The sequence below is a fragment of the Streptomyces sp. NPDC041068 genome, from assembly GCF_040647455.1.
Taxonomy (GTDB): Bacteria; Actinomycetota; Actinomycetes; order Streptomycetales; family Streptomycetaceae; genus Streptomyces.
Genome location: NZ_JBEZCG010000003.1, coordinates 412751 through 437287, shown reverse-complemented (window position 1 = coordinate 437287; position 24537 = coordinate 412751). Strand labels below are relative to the sequence as shown.

Here is a 24537-nt window from a genome sequence, read left to right as displayed (position 1 = left end):
GCCGGCCGCGACGCGTGGCGCCTAGCCGACCGGCCAGGCGTCCGCGAGCATCTTGCGGGTGTCGGCGAGCAGTTGCGGCAGCACCTTCGTGTGCCCGACCACCGGCATGAAGTTGGTGTCGCCGCCCCAGCGCGGAACGATGTGCTGGTGCAGGTGCGCGGCGATGCCCGCGCCCGCCACGGCCCCCTGGTTCATGCCGATGTTGAAGCCGTGCGCGCCGGACGCGGCCCGCAGCGCCGTCATCGCCTGCTTGGTGAGCACGGCGAGTTCAGCGGTCTCCGAGCCCGTCAGATCGGTGTAGTCGGCGACGTGGCGGTAGGGCACGACCATCAAGTGCCCGCCGTTGTACGGGTAGAGGTTGAGCACGGCGTACACCTGCTCGCCGCGCGCGATCACGAGCCCGTCCTCGTCGGACTTGGCCGGGATGGAGCAGAAGGGACAGCCGTCGTCGGCCCCTGGTCCCGTGGGCTTGTTCTCGCCCTGGATGTACGCCATCCGGTGGGGCGTCCACAGGCGCTGGAACGCGTCCTGCGTCCCCACTCCGATCTGCTGCTCCGGCTCACTCGTCATGAAGTGCAGCATATGACTTCGCCCGTTCGGAGCGTGTCGGCGGGGCGGATCCCCGGGGCCCCGCAGTGAAGCTTGGCCGATGATCGACGACAGTCGGCAGGCGCGCTGGGAGCGCCGCGCGGAGTTTCCGTTGGCGGTGGCATCGCTGCTGTTCCTGGCCGCGTACGCGGTGCGGGTCCTCGCCCATGGGCTGTCCCCGGCCTGGCGTGAAGCGTGCATGGTGGTGGCGCTGGGGGCGTGGGCGGCGTTCGCCGTGGACTACGCGGTGCGGTGGCGGCTGAGCGGCCAGCGGCTCCGCTTCGTCCGTACGCACTGGCTGGATACGGTCGTTCTCGTGCTGCCGCTGCTGCGGCCGCTGCGGATCGTGCACGTCTACGAAGCGGTCCAGCGGCGGCGCGCCCGTCCGCGGCTCACCCTGCACGCGCGCGTGATGGCGTACGCGGGTCTGGCCGCGCTCCTCATCGGCTTCGCCGGGGCCCTGACCGTCTACGACCAGGAGCGCGGGGCGCGGGGCGCGACGATCGAGACCTTCGGGGACGCGGTGTGGTGGACCTGCGCCACCCTGACCACGGTCGGGTACGGGGACGTGGCTCCGGTGACACCGGTCGGGCGGCTCGCCGCCGTCGGCCTGATGGGCTGCGGTCTCGTGCTGCTGGGCGCCGTGACGGGCTCGTTCTCGTCGTGGCTGCTGCAGGTGTTCGCCCGCGAAGGCAACGAGGGCAACGCAGACAGCGCAGACAGCGCGGACAGCAAGAGCAGCGCGGGCGGCAAGGACGGCGCGAGGCCCCCGGGAAACACCCCGGGGGCCTCGTCACGTCACGACGACGGTGCCTGACCGGGCGACCGGTCAGGCGGCCGCTCAGACCTGCGTCCGCTCCTCGACGACCTTCGCGATCTTCGCGATGGCCTCGTCGACGGGGATGCCGTTCTCCTGCGAGCCGTCGCGGTAGCGGAAGGACACGGAACCGTTGTTCATGTCCTCGTCGCCCGCGATGACCATGAAGGGCACCTTGGCCTTCTGCTGGTTGCGGATCTTCTTCTGCATACGGTCGGACGACGCGTCGACCTCCACCCGCAGGCCCTGGGCGCGGGCCTTCTCGGCGAACTCCTCCAGGTACGTGACGTGCCCGTCGCCGATCGGGATGCCGACGGCCTGCACGGGCGCGAGCCACGCCGGGAAGGCGCCCGCGTAGTGCTCCAGGAGCACGCCGAAGAACCGCTCGATGGAGCCGAACAGCGCACGGTGGATCATGACGGGCTGCTGACGCGAGCCGTCGGCCGCCGTGTACTCCAGGCCGAACCGCTTGGGCTGGTTGAAGTCGACCTGGATCGTCGACATCTGCCAGGACCGGCCGATGGCGTCCTTGGCCTGCACGGAGATCTTCGGGCCGTAGTACGCGGCGCCGCCCGGGTCGGGCACCAGCGGCAGGTTCTGCTTCTCGGCGGCGAGGCGCAGCGCCTCGGTGGCCTCGGCCCAGTCCTCGTCCGTACCGATGAACTTGTCGGAGTCGTCGCGGGTGGACAGCTCCAGCTCGAACTCGGTCAGGCCGTAGTCACGCAGGAGGTCGAGCACGAAGGTCAGGAGCGTGTCGAGCTCCTGGGGCATCTGCTCCTTGGTGCAGTAGATGTGCGAGTCGTCCTGGGTGAAGCCGCGCGAGCGGGTCAGGCCGTGCACGACGCCGGACTTCTCGTACCGGTACACGGTGCCGAACTCGAAGAGGCGCAGCGGCAGTTCACGGTAGGAACGCCCGCGCGACTTGAAGATCAGGTTGTGCATCGGGCAGTTCATCGCCTTGAGGCGGTAGTTCTGCTCGTCGAACTCGATGGGCGGGAACATGCCGTCCGAGTAGTGCGGCAGGTGGCCCGAGATCTCGAAGAGCTTCTCCTTCGAGATGTGCGGGGTGTTCACGAACTCGTAGCCGGAGACCTCGTGGCGGCGCCGCGAGTAGTCCTCCATGACCTTGCGGATCACGCCGCCCTTGGGGTGGAAGACCGCGAGACCCGGGCCGAGCTCCTCGGGGAAGGAGAACAGGTCCAGCTCCGAGCCGAGCTTGCGGTGGTCGCGCTTCTCGGCCTCGGCGAGGAACTCCAGGTGCGCCTTCAGCTCGTCCTTCGACGGCCACGCGGTGCCGTAGATGCGCTGGAGCTGCGGGTTCTTCTCGCTGCCCCGCCAGTACGCGGCGGCCGAGCGCATCAGCTTGAACGCGGGGATGACGCGGGTGGAGGGCAGGTGCGGACCCCGGCAGAGGTCCTTCCAGCACAGCTCGCCGGTCTTCGCGTCGAGGTTGTCGTAGATCGTCAGCTCGCCGGCGCCCACCTCGGCGTCGGCGCCGTCGGCGGCCTGCGCGGCGTTGCCCTTGAGGCCGATGAGCTCCAGCTTGTAGGGCTCGTCGGCGAGCTCGACGCGGGCGTCCTCGTCGGTGGTGACGCGACGGGAGAACTTCTGGCCCCGCTTCTGGATCTCCTGCATCTTCTTCTCGATGCGCTTGAGGTCCTCGGGGGTGAACGGCTCCTTGACGTCGAAGTCGTAGTAGAAGCCGTCACGGATGGGCGGGCCGATGCCCAGCTTGGCCTCGGGGAAGAGCTCCTGCACGGCCTGCGCCATGACGTGCGCGGTCGAGTGGCGCAGGATGTTCAGGCCGTCCTCGGAGGAGATCTCGACGGGCACGACCTCGTCGCCCTCGGCCACTGCGTACGCCAGGTCCTTCAGCTCGCCGGCCACGCGGGCGGCGACGACGGTGCGCTCACCGGCGAAGAGCTCGGCGGCCGTAGTGCCCGTCGTCACCACGCGCTCTTCCCGCTCGGAATCGCGTTGGATGATCACACGGACGTCTGACACCGGTCTCTCCTTGCTGAAGGGGGGTGCGGCGCTTTCTTCGTGCGCGCGCACTAGGGATCGTACCGAGCCACAGGGGCCCGCCGCGAAACGGTTGCCCGCCGCCCCCGGAAGCTCGCCCTCCGATCCCGTGCCTGCCAGGCCGATGCTCAGCCCGTGCCGCACGCCCCCTCAGTCCGTCCCGCACGCCACCTCACTCCGGGCTGCACGCCTCCTCGAAGAAGTCGAGGTTCTCCTGGAGCGACTTCATCAAGCGGTCCCGCTCCGCCTCGTCCACCTGCACCGGCACCACCCCGGTCGCCCCGGTGAGCCGACGGAACCCGCCCCGGCTCTCGAGGCGTCCATGCACCCGGATCGGCAGCCCGACCAGGTGCGCGTGGCCCGCGATGCGGTACGACTCCTCGTCCAGGGTCATCCGTACCTGGGGGACCTCGGCCCCGGCGATCACCCGGATCCGCACCGTGCCGTCCCCGCGGGGCGACGACCGCCGCATCCGCACCACCGCCCCCGTGATCCGCACCGGCACCGACGGCTCCCCGTGCAGATAGCGGGCGCCCGCCTCGCGCAGCACCGGCAGGTCACCGGGCGAGAACTCGACGGGCTCGGCGGGGGCCGCGCAGCCCTCCGGCACCCCTGCGCCCGGCGCCCACTCGACCGCGACGCGCGCGCCTTCCGTGCCGCGCACCAGGGCCACGATCGCCTCGGTCAGCTCGTGGCTCACCCCGGCCTCGACCGCGCCGTCGAAGGCGTCCATGCCGCCGGTGGCGCGCTGGTAGTCGACGGCCTCGCGGCAGGCGTACAGCGCCTGGTGCAGCCGGACCGTGAGCGGCCGCCCGGTCGGCACGGGCACGAAGGCGGTCAGCGTGCGTCCGCCGGGGGCGGGCCCGACCAGGACGTTCTGCAGGGACGCGGCGGCGGGCCCGCGGTGCCGCGCGCCGTAGTACCCGGCGCGGCCGCGCGCGGCGAGGGCCCCCGCGAGCAGCAACTGCCGCGCGGCGGCACGCAGTTGCTCCTCCACCGGCCAGGTCGCCGTACCCGCGGGACCGACCGGCACATCGCGCCACCAGCGGATCTCGTCGCTGGGCACGGCGAGCCCGACGAGCACGTCGCGGGCGGCGGGCGAGGCGCTGCGGGACAGCGCGACGAGCGCCTCGCCGATCAGGTCCTCGCAGTCCGGGAAGGCCCGGCTCTCGGGCACGAGCAGGCTGGTGCCCCCGCCGCCGGGTCCGGGTGGCGTCCATCGCGCATAGCGTCCGGGGGCTCCGCCGCGGCGCTGCCAGCCGTGCCGGGCGAGCAGCGCGCCGAGCACGGCGGGGTCGACCAGGGCGGGCTCGGGCGGCTGCGACCAGTGGCCCGCGGCCGGGGCGGGGTGCGGGCGGACGGGAGGTACGGGCCCGTCGACGTCGAAGGGGCGGTGCATCAGGGTCTCCCTCCCGTCCCGACGCGCGTCATGATCTCGCAGAGCGCGCGGTCGTCGAAGATCCGTGAGGTCGGGACGCGCACGGTGGTGCGCCGTCTGCCGGTCACCGGGTGTCCGGCGAGATTGGTCCAGTAACAGCAGTGGCGCAGGTCGAGGCGGTCGTGCCCGGCGCGCAGCCAGTCGTCCTGCGACCGGGGCACGAGCATCACGACCAGGATCTTGTGGACCGAGACCGGGGTGCGGGCGAGCTTCTCCAGGTGGGCGTTGTCGAGCGTGAAGGAGAAGGCGGGCCCCGCCGGGTTCGGCGGTATCTGGTACGTGCACTTCAGCTGGACCTTGATGGTGACCTCGTCGTCGACCGTGTGCCCGGGGGCGCTGTGGCTGACGTGCCAGTCGATGCCGTTGTCCGGAAAGGGCTGTGACAGCGAGCATCCCGCCGCCGCCGCGACGGCGTGCAGGTAGCCCACCTGAAGTGTCTCCATACAGGCGGTGGTGGCGAGTGTGCCGCGCGGCGGTGCGATCCGCTCGGGCAGCAGCCCACCCTGTTCGGGCTGCGCGAGCGCCATGTCCAACGTGCCTTTCGAACCCGGTAGTTCCCGGCTGTTTCCCCGCTCGGGCCGTCAATGTCGAGGCCCTGTACCTCTGTTGTCTCCGGGCCGCGTACAGCGCAAACGGCCCGGGTATCACCAGCGTGGGCAGGGGACCGAACGTCATCTGCCGGAACTGAACGAGGAGTTGCGTCACCATGACGTGCTGGTACGAGGGCCCCTTGGCCGCATTCGACACGGAGACCACGGGCGTAGACGTCGAGACCGACCGGATCGTGTCGGCCGCCGTCGTCGTCCAGCAGGGCGCGGGCACCCGGCCGCGCATCACCCGCTGGCTGGTGAACCCGGGCGTACCCGTGCCCGAAGAAGCCACGGCCGTACACGGACTGACGGAGGATCATCTGCAGCGCAACGGCCGCTGGCCCGCGCCGGTGATGGAGGAGATAGCGCGCGATCTGGCCGAGCAGGGCGCGGCGGGACGGCCGATCGTGGTGATGAACGCGCCGTTCGATCTGACCATCCTGGACCGGGAGCTGCGCAGGCACCGTGCCTCGTCCCTGAGCCGCTACATGGAGGGTTCGTCCCTCTGCGTGGTCGACCCGAGGGTCCTGGACAAGCACCTGGACCGCTACCGCAAGGGCCGGCGCACGCTCACCGACCTCTGCGCGCACTACGAGGTGGAGCTGTCCGACGCCCACGACGCGGCGGCGGACGCACAGGCCGCCCTCGATGTCGTCCGCGCGGTGGGGCGCCGTTTCGCGTCACGCCTGGAGCGCCTCTCGCCTGCCGAGCTGCACACGCTGCAGGCCGTCTGGCACGCGGCGCAGGCACGCGGTCTGCAGGCGTGGTTCGCCAAGAGCGGTTCGCCCGAGGAGGTCGACCCCGCCTGGCCGCTGCGTCCCGAACTCCCGGCGGCCGCCTGAGCGTCGACGGCACGCGCGCCGGGTGCAGGGTGGCACGAGCCGTACACGGGCAAGAAAAAACCGGTCCGTCTGCTGACGGACCGGCATTCTCCGGGTGGGCGATACTGGGTTCGAACCAGTGACCTCTTCGGTGTGAACGAAGCGCTCTCCCACTGAGCTAATCGCCCGGGAACGCACTGAACAATACAGGTCCGGGCGCCTTTCCTTCAAACCGCCCTCCCACCACCCGACCACCGCCCCTCAACGACGCGCCACGCGCGGCCCAAACCTGCCGGGTACGCCGTCACACCGCCGCCAGGTACGCCGTCAGACCCCGCCGTCCCGCCCTCATCATCAGGGCGTGGTTGAGCAGGAACACGGGCCGTCCGGGTACGGCGAGGCGCCGCATCAAGGGCCTGCGCACCTCGACCTCCTGGTCGTAGAGGGCGCGCGTCCCCGCGGGCCCGGCCGTGACTGTCCAGCGTGCCCAGCCGTCCAGGTCCCCGGTCATGGCGATCTCCAGGACCCCGGCTCCGGCGTCGCGGCGCCGCTCGCGCGCGGTGACGACCAAGTCGTACGGGAGGAAGGACCGAAATCGCGCGACGCCGTTGCGGTCGTCGACGGGCGTCACCTCGCGCACCTGCGGCCACCAGCGCGGATAGTCCTCGGCCCGCTCCAGGACGGTGTAGACGTCGGCGGGCGCGCCGGGCAGATCCCAGACGCTGCGGAAGCGGTAGTGGCACCAGTCCATGGGCCGAGTCTGCCCGGTCGGGCAGCAAGTCGAGTACCGACTTGGGCGCCTATCTGAGTACATCCTGAGTATCCGCACCGATGTCGCGCGACGTGGCGCGGACCACACTCCCCTGACATGACGAACATTCCGCCCCCTGCCGAGGAGCTCCGCATCCTCGACTGGGAGTTGCGCCAACTGGAGGCGCGCAGGACGCAGTTGCTGCAGCGCCGGGCCTGGCTGCTCGGTGCCCTGCGCGCGGCGGGCCCGGCCGGGTCGCCCCCTCGCCCGGCCGGCCCGCCCGCCGAGACCACCCCGCCGAGCGCACAGAACGTGCTGCTCACGCTGGGCGGTGTCCTCCTGACCATCGCGGCGATCGCCTTCACCGTGGTGAGTTGGGGGCACTTGGGCATCGGGGGCCGCAGCGCGGTCCTCGGCGCCGTGACGCTGGCGGCGCTCGGCGCTCCCGCAGTGCTGCTGCGCCGCTCGCTGCGTTCGACGGCGGAGGCGGTGGCGGGCCTGGGGCTCGCGCTGACCGTCCTCGACACGTACGCGCTGCGCCATCTCGCGCTGCCCGACACGGACGCCTTCGGTTACGCGGCGGCGGCCTCCGCGCTCCTCGCCGCGCTGTGGGCGGGATACGGCCTGCTCCTCGGCGAGCTGCGACTGCCGCTGCCGACGGCCGTGGCGACGGCCCAACTCCCGCTGATCCTCTGGGCGGGCGCCGCGCAGGCAGGCGACCACGCGATGACGGCCGCGCTGCTCGCGACGGCGGCCTTCGACACCGCGCTCGCGCTGTGGGCGGGCATCCGCTCGGTACGGGTCGTCGCGACCGCAGGGGCCTGCACCCTCGGCCTGTGGGGCGCGGCGAGCGCGATCTGGCTGTCCGCGCAGGCCACGGATCCCACCGGCGCGGCCCGCGCGGGCGTGCTGCTGCTGTTCGCCGCCCTGGTCGCCCTGGCCGCCGCATGGTGGTCGAAGAACCCCGAGGCCACCACCGGCGCGGCATGCGCGAGCGGGCTCCTCGTGGTGGCCGCGTCCGGCGGTGTGCTGCGGACCGCGCTGCCCGCGGCGTGGACGGTACCGGCCCATCTGGCGTGCGGCATCGCCCTGTTGGCGCTCGTCCGCACCGCGCTGCCCCGCCCCCTGCGGCGCGGGATCGCCGCGGCGTCGGCCGCGGTTCAGGGGCTGGCGGTGCTGTGGGCACTGCCCGTCGCCGCCGTCGCCCTGCTCGGCCCGCTCGGCTGGGCCACCCGCGCCTGGTCGGGCGAGCCGTCGGACGCCCGGGACGCCCTGCTGCTCGAACTGCCCCTGCCCCACCCGCTGTCGGCCCCGCTGGTGCTCGCGACCGTCGCCGGGGTCCTGCTCGTGGCGACCGGTCTCCTGGATACGACGGCCCGGCGCGCGGCCCGCTACGGCGCACCGGCACTCGCCTGGTCCGCGGCGGTAGCCCTGCCGCCCGCGCTCCAACTCCCGTATGCCGTCGGCCTTTCGGCCCAGATCCTGCTGACCGCATCCCTCCTTGCGTACGCGGCACGCACCACGTCCGTGACGCGGGCCCTGGCGGCGTCGGCCCTGGCGCTGGCGTCCTCGGCGAGCGTCGCGTTCCTCTCCCTGGCGACCACGGCGGCCACCCTCACCACGCTCGGCACGCTGACGGCGCTCTTCCTCGCCACCTGCGCGCACGCGGCCCGACGCGCGGAACCGGCACCGGGCGCCGCCGCCCTCGCGGCCTGCGCGTACCTCGCGTACGCCACCGCGCTGGCCTGCGCCACAGGCGCCGCCTGGGATCTGCGTCCCGAGCACATCGGGCTGCTCACGCTCGTGGTGCCCGGCCTCGCCGCTCTCGCCGCCGCCCGCCTCGGCCGACACCCCCTGGCGCTGCCCGTCGAGATCATGGCGGCCGCGTCCGCGGCCCTCGCCGTCGCCCTCACCGTGGGCCACGCGCCGGCCCTCGCGCTCTCCTTGGCGCTGGCCGGGCTCATCGCGTCGGGCACGGCCCTGCGCACGGACCGCCGTCCCGTGGGGTACGCGGCCGGTGTGCTGTTCGTCCTGGCGAGCTGGGTCCGCCTCGCCTCGTGGGGCGTGACGGCTCCGGAGGCCTACACCCTGCCCGTCACCGTCCCCGCCCTGCTCGTCGGCTTCCTGCGGCGCCGCCGCGACCCCGAGGCCTCCTCCTGGACGGCCTACGGCCCGGGTCTCACGGCGACACTGCTGCCGAGCCTGGCCGCCGCCTGGAGCGACCCGCACTGGCAGCGCCCCCTGCTGCTCGGCACCGCCGCCCTCGCCGTGACACTGATCGGCGCCCACCACCGGCTGCGCGCCCCGCTGGTCCTCGGCGGCACGGTCCTGGCCTTGGACGCGCTGCACGAACTGGCCCCGTACATCGTGCAGGTGGCGGGCGCGCTGCCCCGCTGGCTGCCGCCGGCGCTCGCGGGTCTGCTGCTGCTCGCCGTCGGAGCCACGTACGAGCAACGTCTGCGCGACGCACGCAGGTTCCGGAATGCGCTGAATCGAATGCACTGATTGCGGCGCACCGCCGCAACATGTGGACCCGTCAATTCCATTCAAAGACAAGAGAATACGAGAACGGCCCGGAGGCTCTAAAGCCTCCGGGCCGTAATCCGGGGTGGGCGATACTGGGTTCGAACCAGTGACCTCTTCGGTGTGAACGAAGCGCTCTCCCACTGAGCTAATCGCCCCGGGCGCATGGAGAACATTACCGCATGTCAGCGGGTGCTCCCGACCGCCCCGGAGTCACCCTCGGGTCACTCCTTGATCTTCCACGGCATCGCGATGCCGAACTTCCACACGTAGATGGCCACGAGCACCGCGACGATGACGAGGCCGATGGTCGTCAAGATGATGTTCCTGCGGCGCACCTTGGGGTCGAGCGCACGCTGCGCGGCCTCGGTGACCTTGCGTTTCGTCCAGCGCAGCACCAGCTGGGCCCAGACGAACTCGGTCGCCCAGATCGCCATTCCACCGAAGATCACCAGCCAGCCGGGCCCCGGCAGGGGCAGCATGATGATGCCCGCGACGACGACCGCGAGCCCCACGATGAACACGCCCACCTGCCAGCTCAGGTGCAGCATCTTGCGCGCCTGGACGAACTCCGGCGCACGCGAGCCCAGAGGCGGCTCGGTCTTGGCTCCGACGGCCGGGTCCGCGACCCCCGCCGGATCGTTACTCCCCGTATTCATGCGGCCAAACCCTACCGGACGGAAACCCTTCACCGGAATGGGTGCACGTGCGGATGGGACAACCCGCCATGCGAGCTACCTAAAGACACGCAAAACCCTCAGAGGGGTTTACAACGGCACCGTAGGTGGCATGTCGATTTCGCCGACGTGCGAATCCCCGAGCGCACACTGAGCGAAAGGCCCTGGCGCTTATGAACACCACGGTCAGCTGCGAGCTGCACCTGCGCCTCGTTGTGTCGAGCGAGTCCTCACTGCCTGTACCCGCAGGACTGCGGTATGACACGGCCGATCCCTATGCCGTGCACGCCACCTTCCACACCGGAGCCGAGGAAACCGTCGAGTGGGTGTTCGCCCGCGACCTCCTCGCCGAGGGCCTGCACCGGCCCACCGGTACCGGCGACGTCCGAGTCTGGCCGTCCCGGAGCCACGGTCAGGGCGTCGTCTGCATCGCCCTGAGCTCTCCGGAGGGCGAGGCCCTGCTCGAGGCCCCGGCGCGGGCCCTGGAGTCCTTCCTGAAGCGAACCGACGCAGCCGTGCCACCCGGCACGGAGCACCGCCACTTCGACCTCGACACGGAGCTCTCACACATCCTGGCCGAGAGCTAGCGGCCACGAGGCGCGTCGAGAGGCACTCACGCCGTCCGACTCGGGGCGACGGCGCAGGCAGTCACGACACAACGACACAAGGCGAACAGAGCAGACACCGGCGCCGTCGCCGCGGGCTTCCCGCGGCGACGGCGCCGGTGCGTCCCGTGGGGAAGCCGCTAGCATCGGCCAGCATCGGCGGGCGTGAGCCCGACCCCCAGGCCAGGGAGCGAATCGTGCTGATCACCCACGACACCCGGTGTTCCCTCGACGCCGTGGTCGATCTGGTGAACACCGCACCGGAGCAGGACGGCGCCGACGGCCTCGCGGACGTGGCGTCACTCGGTGATTTCGTACGAAGCCACGACGTGAGCGATGTCGGGGAGCTCTCGGAGCGGGACCTCGCCGATGTCCGCCGGGTCCGTGGCCGCTTCGGCGAGGTCTTCGCCAACCCCGAGCCGCAGACGGCCTCCACGATCATCAACGAACTGGTCGCCGCGGCGGGCACCACTCCCCGCCTCACCGACCACGACGGCTACGACTGGCACATCCACTACTTCGCGCCGGGGGCGTCCGTCGCTGACCACCTCGCCGCCGACTGCGGGATGGCCCTGGCCTTCTTCGTGGTCGCCGGGGAGCAGGAGCGGCTGCGGCGCTGCGAGGCCCCGGACTGCCGGCGCGCCTTCGTCGACCTCTCGCGCAACCGATCGCGGCGCTACTGCGACAGCCGCACCTGCGGGAACCGGCTGCACGTCGCCGCGTACCGCGCCCGCCGCAGGGAAGCCGCGGGCTAGAGCAGCAGAAGGTCGTGGAGCGAGGCCGCCAGGATCAAGATGCTGATCACCGCCAGGAAGATCATCAGGGGTGGCTGGGAGAGGGCGAAGAGACAGCCCTGCCGCTCTGCCTCGTCGGCCTGCCGCTCTGCCTCGTCGGCGGGGGCGGCGCGCTCCGCCTCGGGGGCGGTCGCGGGCCTCGGCACGTCGGCAGGTCGTCGCTCGCGGGCCGGTGCCGCCTGCCGTTCGTCGTCCGGCGGGGCGGCGTCGCCCTGTGTGGTGGTGTCCAGCATCTCGCGGTGATGATGACGCAGGTCGCGGGCCACCGCCGACCAACACGCCCGGACGAAGCGGGAGTTCGCCGGATTCCGTGAACCGGTGAAAGTCCAGCGCCCGGCGCGTTCCGTCCATGGCTCACGGCCGCTCCCCCTCGCGAGACTCGGCGGCACCGTCCGCACTCGAACGAGGGAGCCGCTCATGACCGTGGACCGCAGACGGCTGTTGACGACCGCGCTCGGCACGGCGGCACTCGCGGCCGCACCGCTCGGCGCCGCGTCGGCCGCCACCGGACACGCGCGCGCGTGGCGCAGGACCCCGCACCGCGGCATCCGCCCCGACGACCCGGACGGCCGCTCCGCACTGCCCAATCCGCGCCGCGGCTTCCGCTACGAGATGTCGTACAACGCCCTTGATCTGACGAGCCCTTGGCCGAACGAGCAGGACCACTCCCCCGACGCCGCGAAGACGCTCGACCTCCTGGAGCGCGAGTACGGCGCGGGCGCGAACCTCACTCAGCTGTACTTCTATCTCTGGGACTTCGCGACCTCGACGATCCCACAGAGCGCGCTCGACAACATCGAACGTGTCCTCGGCGGGCTGCGGAGCAGGGGGTACGCGGCGGTCCTGCGCTTCGTCTACGACGACGGGGTGCGGGAGAACCGGCGCTACACCGTGCGGGACATCCAGCGCCACATAGGGCAGTTGGCGCCGCTGGTCGCGCGCAACAGCGACGTCGTCGCGGTCTGGCAGGCGGGCTTCCTCGGCACCTGGGGCGAGTGGCACGGCAGTCATTACCGGCACGAGACCTACCCCGACGCCGTGACCGCCATCATGACGACGCTCGTCGAGGCGCTGCCGCCCGGCCTGCACACCCAGGTCCGGTACGCCGAGAAGCGGGACATGATCACCAACCGGGCGATCCTGGACCGCGTCGGGTTCCACAACGACTACGTGACGCTCGGCGAGGGGCCATGGGACTACTACGTACCCGGCAACCCCGGCTGGCCGACGTACCTCGACGTCGCGCGGACGCGGATGATGGACGGCGAGATGCCCTGGGACAAGGGGCAGAGCTCCGACCCCTACGCGTGGAGCACCGTCATCCCCGGTGTCGCGGCCGCGCGACGGCTGCAGACGCTGCGCTTCGACAGCCTCTCGCTCGTGCACAACGCCACCGTCACCATCCCGGGCTGGAAGGCGGCGCCGCTCACCGAGCGGCAGGTCGTGGAGGCGCAACTGCCGGTGTCCGACGAGTACTTCAGGGACCGTGCGGGGCGGTCCGTGGCCCGCACCCAGTTCGAGTACCTCCGCGACCACCTCGGCTATCGCATGGAGGTGCGCGAGGCGCGCTACGACCTCGCGGCGGCGCGCCGGCTCGGGCGGCTGCCGGTGGAGGTCGACGTGGTGAACCGCGGATTCGCGCCGCCCAAGCATCCGCGTCCCGTACGGCTGGTGCTCCTGGACGCACGGGGACGGACGGTCGCGGCGGCGGACACGGGCGCGGACTGGCGCGACTGGCGGCCCCAGGGGCGCGCGGAGACCGACGACGGTCATGCGGCGCCCGCGGCCTCGACCGTGCGCGCCGAGCTCGCCCTGCCCGCCGGGGCCCGGGGTGCGCACCGCGTCGCGCTCGCCCTGCCCGACGCGGCCTTCCCCGGGCGGGGGCGGGCCGTGCGGTGCGCGAACGCCTCGGTGGACTGGGTCGACGGCGTGAACGTCGTGGCGGAGGTACGGCTCTGAGCCGCGAGCCCTCCGCCGGAACCGGACCCGGACCCGTCAGATGCCGTGCTTCTTCAGGATCGCCTCGATGTCGCTGAAGTCCTCCGCAGGCGCGGCCGCCTTCGGCTTGGCCGCGGGCTGGGCCGCGCTCGGCCGGACGCCCTGGCCGAGCGAGGGCGCCGACGCCGTGGGGGCGACCGCCTCGCGCTGGGCGGCCTTCGCTGCCTTGCGCTCCTTGCGGGTGCCGCCCGCGCGGCGCTCCACGGCGCGGGTGCCCATGAACATGAGCCAGGCCGCGCCGAGCACACCGAATCCGACCCACGCCTTGAGACTGAACGCGGTGTCGGACGCCCAGCCCACGACTCCCGTCAGGACCAGGCCCACCGGGACCAGGGAGTACGCGGCGAGGCGTGCCGCGGAGAGGAAGCGCTTGCGGTAGGCCGTGACCGCGGCGATGCCCAGCCCGGCCGCGGATACGGCGGAACAGACGGTCTCGGCAATCATCCGGTCCTCCAGGCATGCAGGCGTACGTAGGTATATGACGCTGTCGTCCCTTCCATCCTGCACCGGGTGGGCACCGTGGAGCCACGTCCGGGGCGGACCTCAGGGACATCTCCGGGTCATCTCGGGGTCCGGCTCCTCCCCAGGTCCCGGTTGGGCGGCGCGTTCACGGGCTGGAAGACTGTGCGCATGAACGACTCCACCCCCGCCCGCCCCGTCGTCCTCGACGTCTGGTGCGAGCTGCAGTGCCCCGACTGCCGTACCGCCCTCGACGACGTGCGCGCCCTGCGCGAGCGCTACGGCGACCGTCTCGAGGTGCGCCTGCGGCACTTCCCCCTCGAGAAGCACAAGCACTCCTTCGCCGCCGCGCAGGCCGCCGAGGAGGCCTTCGAGCAGGGCAAGGGCTGGCCGTACGTCGAGGCGGTCCTCGCGAAGGTCGAGGAGCTGTCCGACAAGGGCGAGTCCGTCCTCGTGGACACCGCCCGCGAACTGGGGCTGGACGCCGAGGAGTTCGACACCGCCCTGATCGACGGCCGGCACATCCTGATCGTCGACGCCGACCAGGCCGAGGGCAAGGCGATCAAGGTCACCGGCACCCCGACGTACGTGATCGACGGCGAGCGCCTCGACGGCGGCAAGAGCCAGGACGGCCTGCGCGCCCGCATCGAGGAGATCGCCGACCGGCTGCTCGCGGGCGACGACGCCTAGCCGCGGGCTTCTAGAGCAACGGCTTGTAGAGGTAGTACGAGGTCGGTTCGTAGCCGAGCGACTCGTACAGGCGCAGGGCCGGGGTGTTGCCCGCGAAGACGTTGAGGCCGATGCGGTGGTGGCCTGCCGCGCGGGTCTGTGCCTCGGCGGCGAGCATCAAGGAGCGGCCGTGGCCGCGGCCGCGGTGCTCCTCGTCGACCTCGACCCGGTAGACGAAGCCGCTCTCGCCCTCCAGGGCGACCCACAGGGTGCCCACACGCGCGCCACCGGACGTGAGGACACTCAGCCAGGTGTCCGGCGTCGCAAGGCCCTGTGGGAGGAAGCGCAGGTGGTCGGCCTCGGACTTGGCTCGCGCCTGGGCCTCGGGCACACCACGCTCGACCCAGTCGCGCGTGTAGGCCGCCACTTTCTCCACCAGCCACGGCCCGTACTCGTCCTCGGTCATCGGCCGCCACTCGGTGCCCTCGGGCAGCGCGGGCGCCTCGACGGGCAGCGGCTTCGCCATCGTGCGGTTGCGCTCGACGTATCCGAGGGCGGTGGCCAGGCGCAGGGCCGCCGTGGCGTCGGCGGGGACGGTCGCCTCGATCCGCCTGCAGCCCCAGCCGCGGGCCACCTCCTCGGCGGCCAGCGCGGCGACGGTGCCGCGCCCGCGCCTGCGGTCCGGTTCCGCGATCCGCAGGTCCATGACCTGGCAGACCTCCGGCCCGAAGACCTTGTGCGTGGCGAGGGCTATGGAACCCACGGGGCGGCTGTTCACACAGACGTCGTACGTGCGCGACTTCGCGCCGTCGGCGCTCTGCTGAAGCGGCGCGGTCGGCCGCAGGGTCGTGGTCATCACAGGTGTTCTACCCGCGCCGACCCCGGGCCGTCACCAGTGTTTCGCGGGACTCACGGATCCATGTCGTCGGCGGCGCGCTCCTCGAAGGCCCGCATCGCCTTGGTCGTCACCGGGCCCGGGGCGCCGGTCAGTTGGCGTCCGTCGACGCGGTGCACACCCTGGACGTCGCGCAACGTCGACGTCAGGAACACCTCGTCGGCACGGTCCAGGACGTCCAGCGGCAGATCGGTCTCGTGCGCGCCCGTCCACTCCACGGCCAGCGCGCGCGTGATGCCCGCGAGACAGCCGGATGCGACCGGCGGCGTGTGGATCTCGCCGTCGAGCACGACGAAGACGTTCGACCCGGTGCCTTCGCAGAGCTGCCCGACGGTGTTGGCGAACAGCGCCTCCGAAGCACCCTGTTCACGGGCGCGGGCCAGGGCCACCACGTTCTCCGCGTACGAGGTGGTCTTCAGGCCGGTGAGCGCGCCGCGTTCGTTGCGGGTCCACGGCACCGTGACGACCGCGGTGGAGTCCGGGCGCGGGGCGGCCTCGCCGAGGGCGACGACGAGCGTGGTGCCCTGGTCGCCGCGGTCGGAGCCGAGCGGTGAGAGCCCGCCGGTGTAGGTGATCCGCAGCCGTCCCAGCGGGAGCGGGTTGGCCTCGATGACGGCCGCGCAGGCGCGGCGCACCTCGTCGAGGTCCGGTTCGGGCAGGCCCAGGCCGCGGGCCGACTGCGTGAGCCGGGTCAGGTGGCGGGTCAGGGCGAAGGGCCTGCCCTCGACCGACTTCACCGTCTCGAAGATGCCGTCGCCCACCGTCAGGCCGTGGTCGAGCACGGAGACGCGGGCGGAATCGAGGTCCCGCAGCCCGCCATTGAGCCAGATCTTCACGTCGGATTTCCTCCACTCGCTTCGTACGCCCCTGACGCTACCTCCAGCAGTCGCGCGGCCTTCAGCTCGGTCTCCCGCCACTCCCCCTCGGGGTCGGAGCCCCAGGTGATGCCCGCTCCCGTGCCGAAGCGCAGCACGCCCTCGGCGCGGTCGATCCAGAAGGTGCGGATGCCGACGGCCAGCTCTCCGGTGCCCCGGTCGGCGTCGACCCAGCCGATGCCGCCGCAGTACGGGCCGCGCGGCGCCGTCTCCAGCTCGTCGATGATCCGCAGCGCGCTGGACTTCGGGGCGCCGGTGACGGAGCCGGGCGGGAACGTCGCGTCGAACAGCTCGGCCCAGCCCGCGCCGGGACGCAGCCGTCCGCCGACGGTCGAGACGAGATGGACGAGCCCGGGGTGCTTCTCGACCACACAGAGGTCGGGGACGGTCACCGAGCCGGTCGCGCAGACGCGTCCGAGGTCGTTGCGGACGAGGTCCACGATCATGACGTTCTCGGCGTAGTCCTTCTCCAGGAGGTCCGCCTCGGTCCTGCCCGTGCCCTTGATGGGGCCCGACTCCACGGTGCGGCCCACGCGGCGCAGATAGAGCTCGGGGGACGCGGTGGCTATCTCCACTCCGTGTTCGGGCAGACGGATGGTGCCTGCGTACGGAGCGGGGTTCCCGCGCGCGAGGAGGGACGTGAGGGCGTCCACGTCGGCGTCGGCCGGGACGGGCGCGGACAGCACCCGGCAGAGGTTCGCCTGATAGACCTCGCCGGCCGCGATGTACGCCCGCACCCGCCGCACACCCTCCGTGTACGCGGCGCGATCCAGGGACGACGTCCAGTCACCGGCCGCGGGGCCGTGCCACCGGCCCGGGACGGGAGCGGGCACGGCCTCCTCGCGTACGTCGTCGAAGCGGGCGCAGACCAGACCTCCCTCGAAGTCGGCGGACACCGCCCAGAAGCCGGTGGAGTCCAGGGCCGCAGGGTCGCTGGTCACGTCGCGTAGGCCGGTGGCCACGAGGCCGCCGAAGCGCGCCATGGGAGGGAGCGCGGAAGGGGACGTCAGAGGGGGGCTGTGCACGGCTGTGAGTCTATGACCGGTGTCCCGGTGGCGCCCTGGACCGGCGACAGCGCAGCACGCTGCGCAAACGCGTTTTTGTACTGGCCCAGGAATCCGCTAGAGTTCAACACGTCGCCGGGACGCGGAAGCGAAACGGGAAAGACAAGCGGACGTAGCTCAGTTGGTAGAGCGCAACCTTGCCAAGGTTGAGGTCGCCAGTTCGAACCTGGTCGTCCGCTCGCAGGAAAGTGGGGGATCTTCCCGAACCCCTACACTCCTGGTGGAGTGGCCGAGAGGCGAGGCAACGGCCTGCAAAGCCGTCTACACGGGTTCAAATCCCGTCTCCACCTCCAAGGACGATTAGCTCAGCGGGAGAGCGCTTCCCTGACACGGAAGAGGTCACTGGTTCAATCCCAGTATCGTCCACTGGATCTTCGGATCCTGGTCCTCGGACCGAACCCCGCGCGATTAGCTCAGCGGGAGAGCGCTTCCCTGACACGGAAGAGGTCACTGGTTCAATCCCAGTATCGCGCACGCAGTACGCTACAAACGCAGGTTCACCTGCGCGATTAGCTCAGCGGGAGAGCGCTTCCCTGACACGGAAGAGGTCACTGGTTCAATCCCAGTATCGCGCACCACAACACGGAGCCCCCGGTCGTTTCCACGGCCGGGGGCTTCGTCGTGTGCGTCAGGACGAGAAGAGCATGTGCCCGAAGCTCTTGTGGCGCTTGTGGCCGTAGTGACCTCCGTGGCCATGGCCGCCATGACCGCCGTGCGGGGCGCCCCAGGCGGGGGCCGGGGCCGCGGGGTAGGCCTGGGGAGCGGCCGGCGGGGCGGGCGGCGGGACCTGCTGGGCGCCCCACTGGGCCTCCAGGCGGGTCAGGGACTCCAGCTCGCCGTAGTCCAGGAATATCCCGCGGCAGCCGTTGCACTGCTCGATCTGGACGCCGTTGCGGTTGTACGTGTGCATGGGTGCGTGACACTTGGGGCACTGCATGGACGGCTCAACTCCTCGCCGGTGGTGACTTCTTCGCCGGATCTCTGCCCGGCTTCGGTGCGTTGCACCCTACTTCGTTGCGTCCTGGACCAACTCGGGCGGTGCGGTGGGCACTCCGGTCATCCGCGCGCAGGCATCGATCAGGGCCTGCTCGATCTCGTCCAGGGGGCGGTCCGCGGCGGCGGCCTTGGTGATCGCCAGGGCCGCGGTCTGCACGGTCAGCGCGCGGGCGGGGACGTCCAGGGCGGGCCAGGGGTCGGAGCCGTCCGTCGGGACCGCCGGGCCGCCTGCCGTGCGGTAGGCGTCCAGGAAGCGGGTCCACTCGTCGGGGGGCAGGAGGCCGCAGGCGTACCAGGCGGCGGGGCGGGCCAGGTCCCAGGCCGCGTTGCCCTCGCCGAGGTCGTCGACGTCGATGAGCAGCCAGGCGCCTTCGGGGGTGCGGACGAGTTGGCCCAGGTGGAAGTCGCCGTGGCACAGATGGCGAGGGGCCTGGGGCGGGGTGGGGGTCTCGGCGCGGGCCCAGGGCGGGAGGGCTGCCCAGGCGTTCAGGACCGGGGGCGCGGCGGGGTGCGGGCCTGCGGCGTGGAGGCGGGCGACGGCGCGGGCGGCCTTGGCGGGGCCTCGCATGGGTGGGAGCGGGGCCGGGAGTGCGGTGACGGGGGTGGAGTGCAGGCGGGCGAGGAGGGTGGCGGCGGCTTCCCAGGGGGCGGCGTCGGGATCGTCGCGGTCCACGGGGGTGCCGTGGGGCCAGAAGGTGACGAGGCGGCCGTGGAGGTCGGTGGGGGTGGGGCGCAGGGGTGGGAGGAGGGTGTCGGGGAGGCGGGCGGCCACGGAGAGGCGTGCCGCCAGCTCTGTGGGGGGCGTGTCCTGGGCGTGGGCCTTCGCCACGAGGTCGCCGTGGCGGATGACCGTGGCGTCTGTGCGGTCCGCCAGGACAGTGTCACCGGGGGCGCAGGTGCAGGGCCCTTCGCCGGAGGTGCGGTGGGCTTCGGTGCGGGCCTTTGCGGTCAGGGCGGGGAGAAGCGTGGGAGCGGGAGGCACGGGGGTTGAGGGTACGCACCTTTGCCGGGGCGCTGGGTGGGGGTTTCTCTTCGTGGTTCGTCTGCGGACCGTGGGCCGTAGGTGCCCACCCGTTCCGCCGTACGGAACGCCTGCCCACATACGGGGGGGCGGCTGACAGGGTGGGGGCGTCTGTCCACGAGTGCGGGCGGGGGCGTGGCAATGCCCGCGCAGCTCCCCAGCTGCGCGGGCATTTTTGCCGTCCGCCGCACCCCCGTCCCCACGGGGTTTCATGGCCGGATGTCCCCGCCCGGACCGCTCTTCCGGGCCCGGGGCGCCGCTCAGCGCCCCAGCATCACGCCCACGGACGACGCTTGTGTGACCACTGCTTCCCAGCCTCCGAAGACGACCACGAGCAGGGCTGCCAGGGGGAGGACCATGGCCGTCGCCACCAAGGGGTGACGCGTGCCGGACGGGCGGACGCCGAACGCGGAGAACCTGCGCCCTTGCGTGCGGATCATGGTCCGCGGTGCCGTGTCCGCCATGGTTCCTCTCCTGACCGATCTCGATGTGGATTTGGCAGCGGCGGGTGTCTGACCTCGGGGGACGAGTGCTGCACCCGCCGCTTGACCTCAAATCTAGGCGCGCGGAGCGTTCCGGGCGTCATGCCCTCGTACCGATTGCCTGGCCTCCCGGAGGATGACCAACCGGCGCCCGTGTACTCCCGTGGGTGGAGAAGGGGTCCTAGGACTCAGGGTCTTCCCGGAGGGGGCGTGGCGTGGCCTCGGAGGAGTCCTCCCGCGGGACCGGCTGCTCGACCAGGGCCAGCACACGGGTGGCCATGAACCGGGCCGTGCGCACCACCGAGCCGCTGCGGGTGACTTCGCTCACTTCCACCACTCCCCTGCGCACCGCCGTCTCCACCCGGCGGCCCGCCCGGCTCGCCACCACTTCGTACGTACGCGTCGTGTCCCCGGCGTCCACGACTATCTCCACGCGATCACCCTTCACGGGATCAATCCCCCTTCAGCGATGGATGGTTGGGGATTGGGGTGGTGTTGACGGCCCCTCGTCCCCCGTGTCCTGACCACTCTTCAAGTTTCCCACCCGGCACTGACAATCGATCGGCCCGCGAGGGCGCGGCCTCTGCACGTGCCCGGCCGTGGAAACGTAAGCTGTGGCTCGTCAAACGGACCGGGTAGCGGGGATGGACATGGCGATGATGCGGCTCCGGCGCGAGGACCCGCGTGTCGTCGGCTCGTTCAGGCTGCACAGGCGCCTGGGCGCCGGCGGCATGGGGGTCGTCTATCTGGGGTCGGACCGGCGGGGGCAGCGCGTCGCCCTGAAGGTGATCCGGCCCGATCTGGCGGAGGATCAGGAGTTCCGGTCGCGGTTCGCGCGGGAGGTCTCCGCCGCCCGCAGGATCAGGGGTGGTTGCACCGCGCGGCTCGTCGCCGCCGATCTCGACGCCGATCGGCCGTGGTTCGCCACCCAGTACGTCCCCGGGCCCTCGCTGCACGACAAGGTCGCCGCCGAAGGGCCGCTGTCCGCCGCCGAGGTGGCCGTGGTCGGTTCCGCGCTGGCCGAGGGCCTCGTGGCCGTACACGAGGCCGGTGTCGTACACCGGGATCTCAAGCCTTCGAACATCCTGCTGTCCCCGAAGGGGCCGCGGATCATCGACTTCGGGATCGCGTGGGCCACCGGTGCCTCGACCCTGACGCATGTCGGCACGGCCGTCGGCTCGCCCGGGTTCCTCGCCCCCGAGCAGGTGCGCGGCGCCGCGGTCACGCCCGCCACCGACGTCTTCGCGCTCGGCGCCACGCTCGCCTACGCGGGCATGGCGGACTCGCCCTTCGGACACGGCAGTTCCGAGGTCATGCTCTACCGCGTGGTGCACGAGGAGGCGCAGCTGCACGGTGTGCCGGACGCCCTCGCGCCGCTGATCCGGGCCTGCCTCGCCAAGGACCCCGAGGAGCGGCCAAGCACGCTCCAACTGTCGCTCAGACTCAAGGAGATCGCCGCCCGCGAGGCCCAGGGGCTCGGCGACGTGCGACCGCCCGCGCCGCGCCAGGACCACGACCGGCCGACGGGGCGGCTCGCCGAGGGGTACGCGGAGCAGCGCACCCAGCGGCGCCCCGCGCCCGGCGCCACTCCCCCGCCGCGGCCCAGCTCGTCGCGGCCCGGCTCGTCCCGGCCGAACGCCTCGCGGTCCGGCTCCCGGCCCGCGCCCCGCTCCGGCAGCAGGCCCGCCCCGCGCAGCGGCGCCGGGCGGCAGGGGCCCCGCACCACAGGGACGGGGCGGCGCGGGCCCGCCAATCCGCGGCTGCTGCGGCAGCGGCTCTTCGTGTTCGTCGTGGTGACGCTGCTGGTGGCACTCGGCATCGCGGCGGCGCAAGGGTGCCAGGGGCCCGCGCGGGGGCTGGGCGACGACGGCGTACAGGACAAGAAGCAGCACGGGCGGTACGAGCCGACGTACAAGCCACTGGACGGTCAGGTCATGTCCGAGCGCTTCGATTCGACCATGACCATGGACGACACGGACGGCTAGGCGCCCCGCTCCTTTCGGGGCGCGCTGTCAGAGCTGCGGGCGGCCCGTCGCCACCGCGTAGAACGCGACCGCCGCGGCCGCGCCCACGTTGAGCGAGTCCACTCCGTGGGCCATCGGGATGCGGACCCATTCGTCGGCGGCGACCAGCGCCTGGGTGGAGAGGCCGTCGCCCTCCGCGCCGAGCATCAGCGCGACGCGGTCCATGCGGTGCGGTGCCACCTCGTCCAGCGACTTGGCCTTCTCGTCGGGGGTGAGGGCGAGCAGGTTGAAGCCCGACTCGCGCACTCCCTCCAGGCCCTTGGGCCAGGACTCCAGGCGGGCGTACGGCACGGAGAAGACCGCGCCCATCGAGACCTTCACCGAGCGGCGGTAGAGCGGGTCCGCGCAGTCCGGGGAGAGCAGCACCGCGTCCATGCCGAGGGCCGCGGCGGAGCGGAAGATCGCGCCGATGTTGGTGTGGTCGTTGACCGCCTCCATGACGACCACGCGGCGGGTGGTCGCGAGGAGTTCGTCGGCGGTCGGCAGCGGCTTGCGCTGCATGGAGGCGAGCGCGCCGCGGTGCACGTGGTAGCCGGTGACCCGCTCGGCGAGGTCGGGGCTGACCGCGTACACCGGGGCAGGGAGTTCGTCGATGACGTCGCGCATGACGTCGACCCACTTGGCCGAGAGCAGCATCGACCGCATCTCGTACCCTGCGTCCTTGGCCCGTCTGATGACCTTCTCGCCCTCGGCGATGAACAGGCCCTCGGCCGGTTCTCGCTTGCGGCGCAGCTCGACGTCGGTCAGGCCTGTGTAGTCGCGCAGGCGGGGGTCGTCGGGGTCGTCGACGGTGATGAGATCAGCCACAGGGTGATACTGCCTTGTCCTGGGTGTGGTGCCAACGGCTGCGGACGGGATCCGTTACCGCTGGTTACTTGGGGGTGTGCGGGGTGCGTTGCGCGAGGGGCTCGGGGCCCACCTTCACGACGGCGCCGATGACGATGACCGCCGGGGGCTTCACCTCGTGGGTGCGGACCGCTTCGGCGACCGTGCCGAGCGTCGCGTCGACGCGGCGCTGGGCGGCCGTCGTGCCCTCCTGGATCAGGGCGAGCGGGGTGTCGGCCGCCTTGCCGTGGGCGATCAGGGCCTCCGCGATCTTGCCGATCTTGTCGACGCCCATCAGAATCACCAGGGTGCCGCGCAGCTTGGCCAGGGACTGCCAGTCGACCAGGGAGCGCTCGTCGTCCGGGGCCACGTGGCCGCTGACCACCGTGAACTCGTGGGCGACGCCGCGGTGGGTGACGGGGATACCGGCCGCCGAGGGGACCGAGATCGAGCTGGAGATGCCGGGTACGACGGTGCAGGTGATGCCCGCCTCGGCGAGCGCCTGGAGCTCCTCCATGCCGCGGCCGTAGACGTAGGGGTCGCCGCCCTTCAGACGGACGACGGCCTTGCCCTGCTCGGCGTGCTCGATCAGGGCGTTGTTGATCGCTTCCTGGGCCATGTAGCGGCCGTAGGGGATCTTCGCGGCGTCGATGACCTCGACGTGCGGCGGGAGTTCGTCGAGGAGGTCGCGGGGGCCGAGGCGGTCGGCGATGACGACGTCCGCGGCGGCGAGGAGGCGGCGGCCGCGGACCGTGATCAGGTCCGGGTCGCCGGGGCCGCCGCCGACGAGGGCGACGCCGGGGGTACGGGTGCGCAGGTGCGGGGCGACGAGGCTGCCGTCGCGCAGGCCCTCGACGACCGCGTCGCGGATGGCGGCGGTGCGGCGGGGGTCGCGGTCGTTGATGTCGGAGGAGAGGACCGCGACCGTGACGCCCTCGGAGCGGCCCGTGGCCGGGGTCCAGGCGGTGGCGGCCTCGGCGTCGTCGGAGCGGACGCACCAGACGCGGTGGGCCTCGGCCTCGGCCGAGGCCTGGGTGTTCGCCTCCGCGTCGCTGGTGGCGATGAGGGCGTACCAGGCGTTCTGGAGGTCGCCGGGCTGGTAGCGGCGCTTGGTCCAGGTGATCTCGCCCGCGTCGGCCATCGCTTCCACGGAGGGGGTTGCCGACGGAGATACGAGGAGGATGTCCGCGCCTGCCTTGATCAGGGCCGGGAGGCGGCGCTGGGCGACCTGGCCGCCGCCGAGGACGACGACGCGGCGGCCGGTGAGGCGGAGGCCTACGGGGTAGGCGGGGTTTTCGGCCATGGCCATGGCTGGAGGCTCCTCGTGCGGGGCGTTGCATTGCGGCTGCCGCTGCGGCGGTGGAGCGGCGGGGGCTTTGACGTGCGGGTTCAGTATGGCTGGGGCGGTGAGGGGTTCTCTCCCCCAAGCCCGCCCCTTCCCGGAACCAGGGCTCCGCCCCGGACCCCCGCTCGTCTGCGGACCGTGGGCGTTTGTGCCCACCCATTCCGCCGTGCGGAACGCCTGCCCACGAACGGGGCGGCCACAAGAGGTGGGAACCGCCTGCGGAACGCCTGCCCGTAGGCTCGGGCAGGCGTTCCGCCG

General features: G+C 72.1%; 25 protein-coding genes and 7 tRNA genes. 13 read left to right on the top strand and 19 right to left on the bottom strand.

What is annotated here, in order from left to right:
- Positions 1-21: 21 nt before the first annotated feature.
- Entirely contained in the window at positions 22-582 is a 561-nt protein-coding gene (locus tag AB0B50_RS09060) for an HIT domain-containing protein (protein WP_362327884.1), read from the bottom strand.
- A 67-nt stretch (positions 583-649) separates the two neighbouring features.
- On the opposite strand from AB0B50_RS09060, the gene AB0B50_RS09055 reads away from it, so the two are divergent.
- On the top strand, positions 650-1405 hold the full coding sequence (locus AB0B50_RS09055) for a potassium channel family protein (protein ID WP_362327883.1): 756 nt from the start codon (positions 650-652) through the stop codon (positions 1403-1405).
- A gap of 24 nt (positions 1406-1429) precedes the next feature.
- Here AB0B50_RS09055 and thrS read toward each other — a convergent pair whose 3' ends face one another.
- The 3 genes from thrS to AB0B50_RS09040 form a co-directional block, all read right to left on the bottom strand.
- The gene (gene thrS / locus AB0B50_RS09050) at positions 1430-3409 is read right to left on the bottom strand and encodes a threonine--tRNA ligase (RefSeq protein ID WP_362327881.1); all 1980 of its coding nucleotides are present in this window, start codon (positions 3407-3409) and stop codon (positions 1430-1432) included.
- Positions 3410-3599: 190 nt separating this feature from the next.
- On the bottom strand, positions 3600-4829 hold the full coding sequence (locus tag AB0B50_RS09045; RefSeq protein ID WP_362328242.1) for a hypothetical protein: 1230 nt from the start codon (positions 4827-4829) through the stop codon (positions 3600-3602).
- Positions 4826-5392: a DUF4365 domain-containing protein gene (locus AB0B50_RS09040; RefSeq protein ID WP_055553844.1), complete on the bottom strand. Its 567-nt coding sequence runs from the start codon at positions 5390-5392 to the stop codon at positions 4826-4828. Before AB0B50_RS09040 ends, AB0B50_RS09045 begins: the two co-directional genes overlap by 4 nt.
- Before the next feature lie 179 nt (positions 5393-5571).
- Here AB0B50_RS09040 and AB0B50_RS09035 point away from each other — a divergent pair, with 179 nt between their 5' ends.
- Complete coding sequence (locus AB0B50_RS09035; RefSeq protein WP_362327879.1) at positions 5572-6297, top strand: 3'-5' exonuclease; 726 nt, start codon at positions 5572-5574, stop codon at positions 6295-6297.
- Between the two features lie 95 nt (positions 6298-6392).
- Here the strand turns inward: AB0B50_RS09035 and AB0B50_RS09030 are convergent.
- Positions 6393-6464 (bottom strand) — tRNA-Val (locus tag AB0B50_RS09030).
- Between the two features lie 116 nt (positions 6465-6580).
- The gene (locus tag AB0B50_RS09025; RefSeq protein ID WP_362327877.1) at positions 6581-7027 is read right to left on the bottom strand and encodes an SRPBCC family protein; all 447 of its coding nucleotides are present in this window, start codon (positions 7025-7027) and stop codon (positions 6581-6583) included.
- A gap of 117 nt (positions 7028-7144) precedes the next feature.
- Here AB0B50_RS09025 and AB0B50_RS09020 point away from each other — a divergent pair, with 117 nt between their 5' ends.
- Positions 7145-9532, top strand: a complete 2388-nt coding sequence (locus tag AB0B50_RS09020) for a hypothetical protein (protein ID WP_362327876.1) — start codon at positions 7145-7147, stop codon at positions 9530-9532.
- A gap of 104 nt (positions 9533-9636) precedes the next feature.
- Here the strand turns inward: AB0B50_RS09020 and AB0B50_RS09015 are convergent.
- Both AB0B50_RS09015 and AB0B50_RS09010 read right to left on the bottom strand, forming a co-directional pair.
- A tRNA-Val gene (locus tag AB0B50_RS09015) sits at positions 9637-9708 on the bottom strand.
- Between the two features lie 66 nt (positions 9709-9774).
- The gene (locus AB0B50_RS09010; RefSeq protein ID WP_362327874.1) at positions 9775-10209 is read right to left on the bottom strand and encodes a TIGR02611 family protein; all 435 of its coding nucleotides are present in this window, start codon (positions 10207-10209) and stop codon (positions 9775-9777) included.
- A gap of 191 nt (positions 10210-10400) precedes the next feature.
- On the opposite strand from AB0B50_RS09010, the gene AB0B50_RS09005 reads away from it, so the two are divergent.
- Positions 10401-10814: an SsgA family sporulation/cell division regulator gene (locus AB0B50_RS09005; protein WP_003959770.1), complete on the top strand. Its 414-nt coding sequence runs from the start codon at positions 10401-10403 to the stop codon at positions 10812-10814.
- 215 nt (positions 10815-11029) lie between these two features.
- Positions 11030-11587, top strand: a complete 558-nt coding sequence (locus AB0B50_RS09000) for a CGNR zinc finger domain-containing protein (protein WP_362327872.1) — start codon at positions 11030-11032, stop codon at positions 11585-11587.
- Here the strand turns inward: AB0B50_RS09000 and AB0B50_RS08995 are convergent.
- Positions 11584-11859: a hypothetical protein gene (locus AB0B50_RS08995; protein WP_362328268.1), complete on the bottom strand. Its 276-nt coding sequence runs from the start codon at positions 11857-11859 to the stop codon at positions 11584-11586. The two genes, AB0B50_RS09000 and AB0B50_RS08995, sit on opposite strands and share 4 nt — an antisense overlap.
- Positions 11860-12043: 184 nt before the next feature.
- Between AB0B50_RS08995 and AB0B50_RS08990 the strand changes: the two genes are divergently transcribed.
- The gene (locus AB0B50_RS08990) at positions 12044-13585 is read left to right on the top strand and encodes a DUF4874 domain-containing protein (protein WP_362327869.1); all 1542 of its coding nucleotides are present in this window, start codon (positions 12044-12046) and stop codon (positions 13583-13585) included.
- Between the two features lie 36 nt (positions 13586-13621).
- Here AB0B50_RS08990 and AB0B50_RS08985 read toward each other — a convergent pair whose 3' ends face one another.
- Positions 13622-14068 (bottom strand): hypothetical protein, encoded by a 447-nt coding sequence (locus AB0B50_RS08985; RefSeq protein WP_362327866.1) that lies wholly within the window; start codon positions 14066-14068, stop codon positions 13622-13624.
- Between the two features lie 186 nt (positions 14069-14254).
- On the opposite strand from AB0B50_RS08985, the gene AB0B50_RS08980 reads away from it, so the two are divergent.
- Positions 14255-14773: a DsbA family protein gene (locus AB0B50_RS08980; protein WP_362327864.1), complete on the top strand. Its 519-nt coding sequence runs from the start codon at positions 14255-14257 to the stop codon at positions 14771-14773.
- A gap of 10 nt (positions 14774-14783) precedes the next feature.
- Here AB0B50_RS08980 and AB0B50_RS08975 read toward each other — a convergent pair whose 3' ends face one another.
- The 3 genes from AB0B50_RS08975 to AB0B50_RS08965 are packed head-to-tail and all read right to left on the bottom strand — an operon-like array spanning position 14784 to position 17505.
- Positions 14784-15608: a GNAT family N-acetyltransferase gene (locus tag AB0B50_RS08975; RefSeq protein ID WP_362327861.1), complete on the bottom strand. Its 825-nt coding sequence runs from the start codon at positions 15606-15608 to the stop codon at positions 14784-14786.
- A gap of 53 nt (positions 15609-15661) precedes the next feature.
- Positions 15662-16483 (bottom strand): aminodeoxychorismate lyase, encoded by an 822-nt coding sequence (locus AB0B50_RS08970; RefSeq protein WP_362327858.1) that lies wholly within the window; start codon positions 16481-16483, stop codon positions 15662-15664.
- A complete protein-coding gene (locus AB0B50_RS08965) occupies positions 16480-17505 on the bottom strand; it encodes a chorismate-binding protein (protein ID WP_362328240.1) in 1026 nt (341 codons plus the stop codon). Before AB0B50_RS08965 ends, AB0B50_RS08970 begins: the two co-directional genes overlap by 4 nt.
- Positions 17506-17692: 187 nt before the next feature.
- Between AB0B50_RS08965 and AB0B50_RS08960 the strand changes: the two genes are divergently transcribed.
- The 5 genes from AB0B50_RS08960 (at position 17693) to AB0B50_RS08940 (ending at position 18164) form a co-directional block, all read left to right on the top strand.
- A tRNA-Gly gene (locus AB0B50_RS08960) sits at positions 17693-17765 on the top strand.
- A 40-nt stretch (positions 17766-17805) separates the two neighbouring features.
- Positions 17806-17879 (top strand) — tRNA-Cys (locus AB0B50_RS08955).
- Position 17880: 1 nt separating this feature from the next.
- Positions 17881-17952 (top strand) — tRNA-Val (locus tag AB0B50_RS08950).
- Positions 17953-17988: 36 nt separating this feature from the next.
- A tRNA-Val gene (locus tag AB0B50_RS08945) sits at positions 17989-18060 on the top strand.
- A 29-nt stretch (positions 18061-18089) separates the two neighbouring features.
- Positions 18090-18164: transfer RNA gene (locus AB0B50_RS08940), tRNA-Val, on the top strand.
- 50 nt (positions 18165-18214) lie between these two features.
- On the opposite strand, the gene AB0B50_RS08935 is transcribed toward AB0B50_RS08940, so the two are convergent.
- The 4 genes from AB0B50_RS08935 to AB0B50_RS08920 all read right to left on the bottom strand — a co-directional run bounded on the left by AB0B50_RS08935 (position 18215) and on the right by AB0B50_RS08920 (position 20533).
- Positions 18215-18523, bottom strand: a complete 309-nt coding sequence (locus AB0B50_RS08935) for a zf-TFIIB domain-containing protein (RefSeq protein WP_362327855.1) — start codon at positions 18521-18523, stop codon at positions 18215-18217.
- A gap of 69 nt (positions 18524-18592) precedes the next feature.
- Complete coding sequence (locus AB0B50_RS08930; RefSeq protein ID WP_362327852.1) at positions 18593-19564, bottom strand: aminoglycoside phosphotransferase family protein; 972 nt, start codon at positions 19562-19564, stop codon at positions 18593-18595.
- 299 nt (positions 19565-19863) lie between these two features.
- Complete coding sequence (locus AB0B50_RS08925) at positions 19864-20067, bottom strand: hypothetical protein (RefSeq protein WP_055569527.1); 204 nt, start codon at positions 20065-20067, stop codon at positions 19864-19866.
- A gap of 199 nt (positions 20068-20266) precedes the next feature.
- A complete protein-coding gene (locus AB0B50_RS08920) occupies positions 20267-20533 on the bottom strand; it encodes a hypothetical protein (protein WP_362327849.1) in 267 nt (88 codons plus the stop codon).
- 196 nt (positions 20534-20729) lie between these two features.
- Here AB0B50_RS08920 and AB0B50_RS08915 point away from each other — a divergent pair, with 196 nt between their 5' ends.
- Positions 20730-22070 (top strand): serine/threonine-protein kinase, encoded by a 1341-nt coding sequence (locus AB0B50_RS08915; protein WP_362327847.1) that lies wholly within the window; start codon positions 20730-20732, stop codon positions 22068-22070.
- A 27-nt stretch (positions 22071-22097) separates the two neighbouring features.
- On the opposite strand, the gene AB0B50_RS08910 is transcribed toward AB0B50_RS08915, so the two are convergent.
- Positions 22098-22916, bottom strand: a complete 819-nt coding sequence (locus AB0B50_RS08910) for an RNA methyltransferase (RefSeq protein ID WP_362327845.1) — start codon at positions 22914-22916, stop codon at positions 22098-22100.
- 64 nt (positions 22917-22980) lie between these two features.
- Positions 22981-24237 (bottom strand): uroporphyrinogen-III C-methyltransferase, encoded by a 1257-nt coding sequence (cobA, locus tag AB0B50_RS08905; protein WP_362328238.1) that lies wholly within the window; start codon positions 24235-24237, stop codon positions 22981-22983.
- Positions 24238-24537 lie beyond the last annotated feature (300 nt).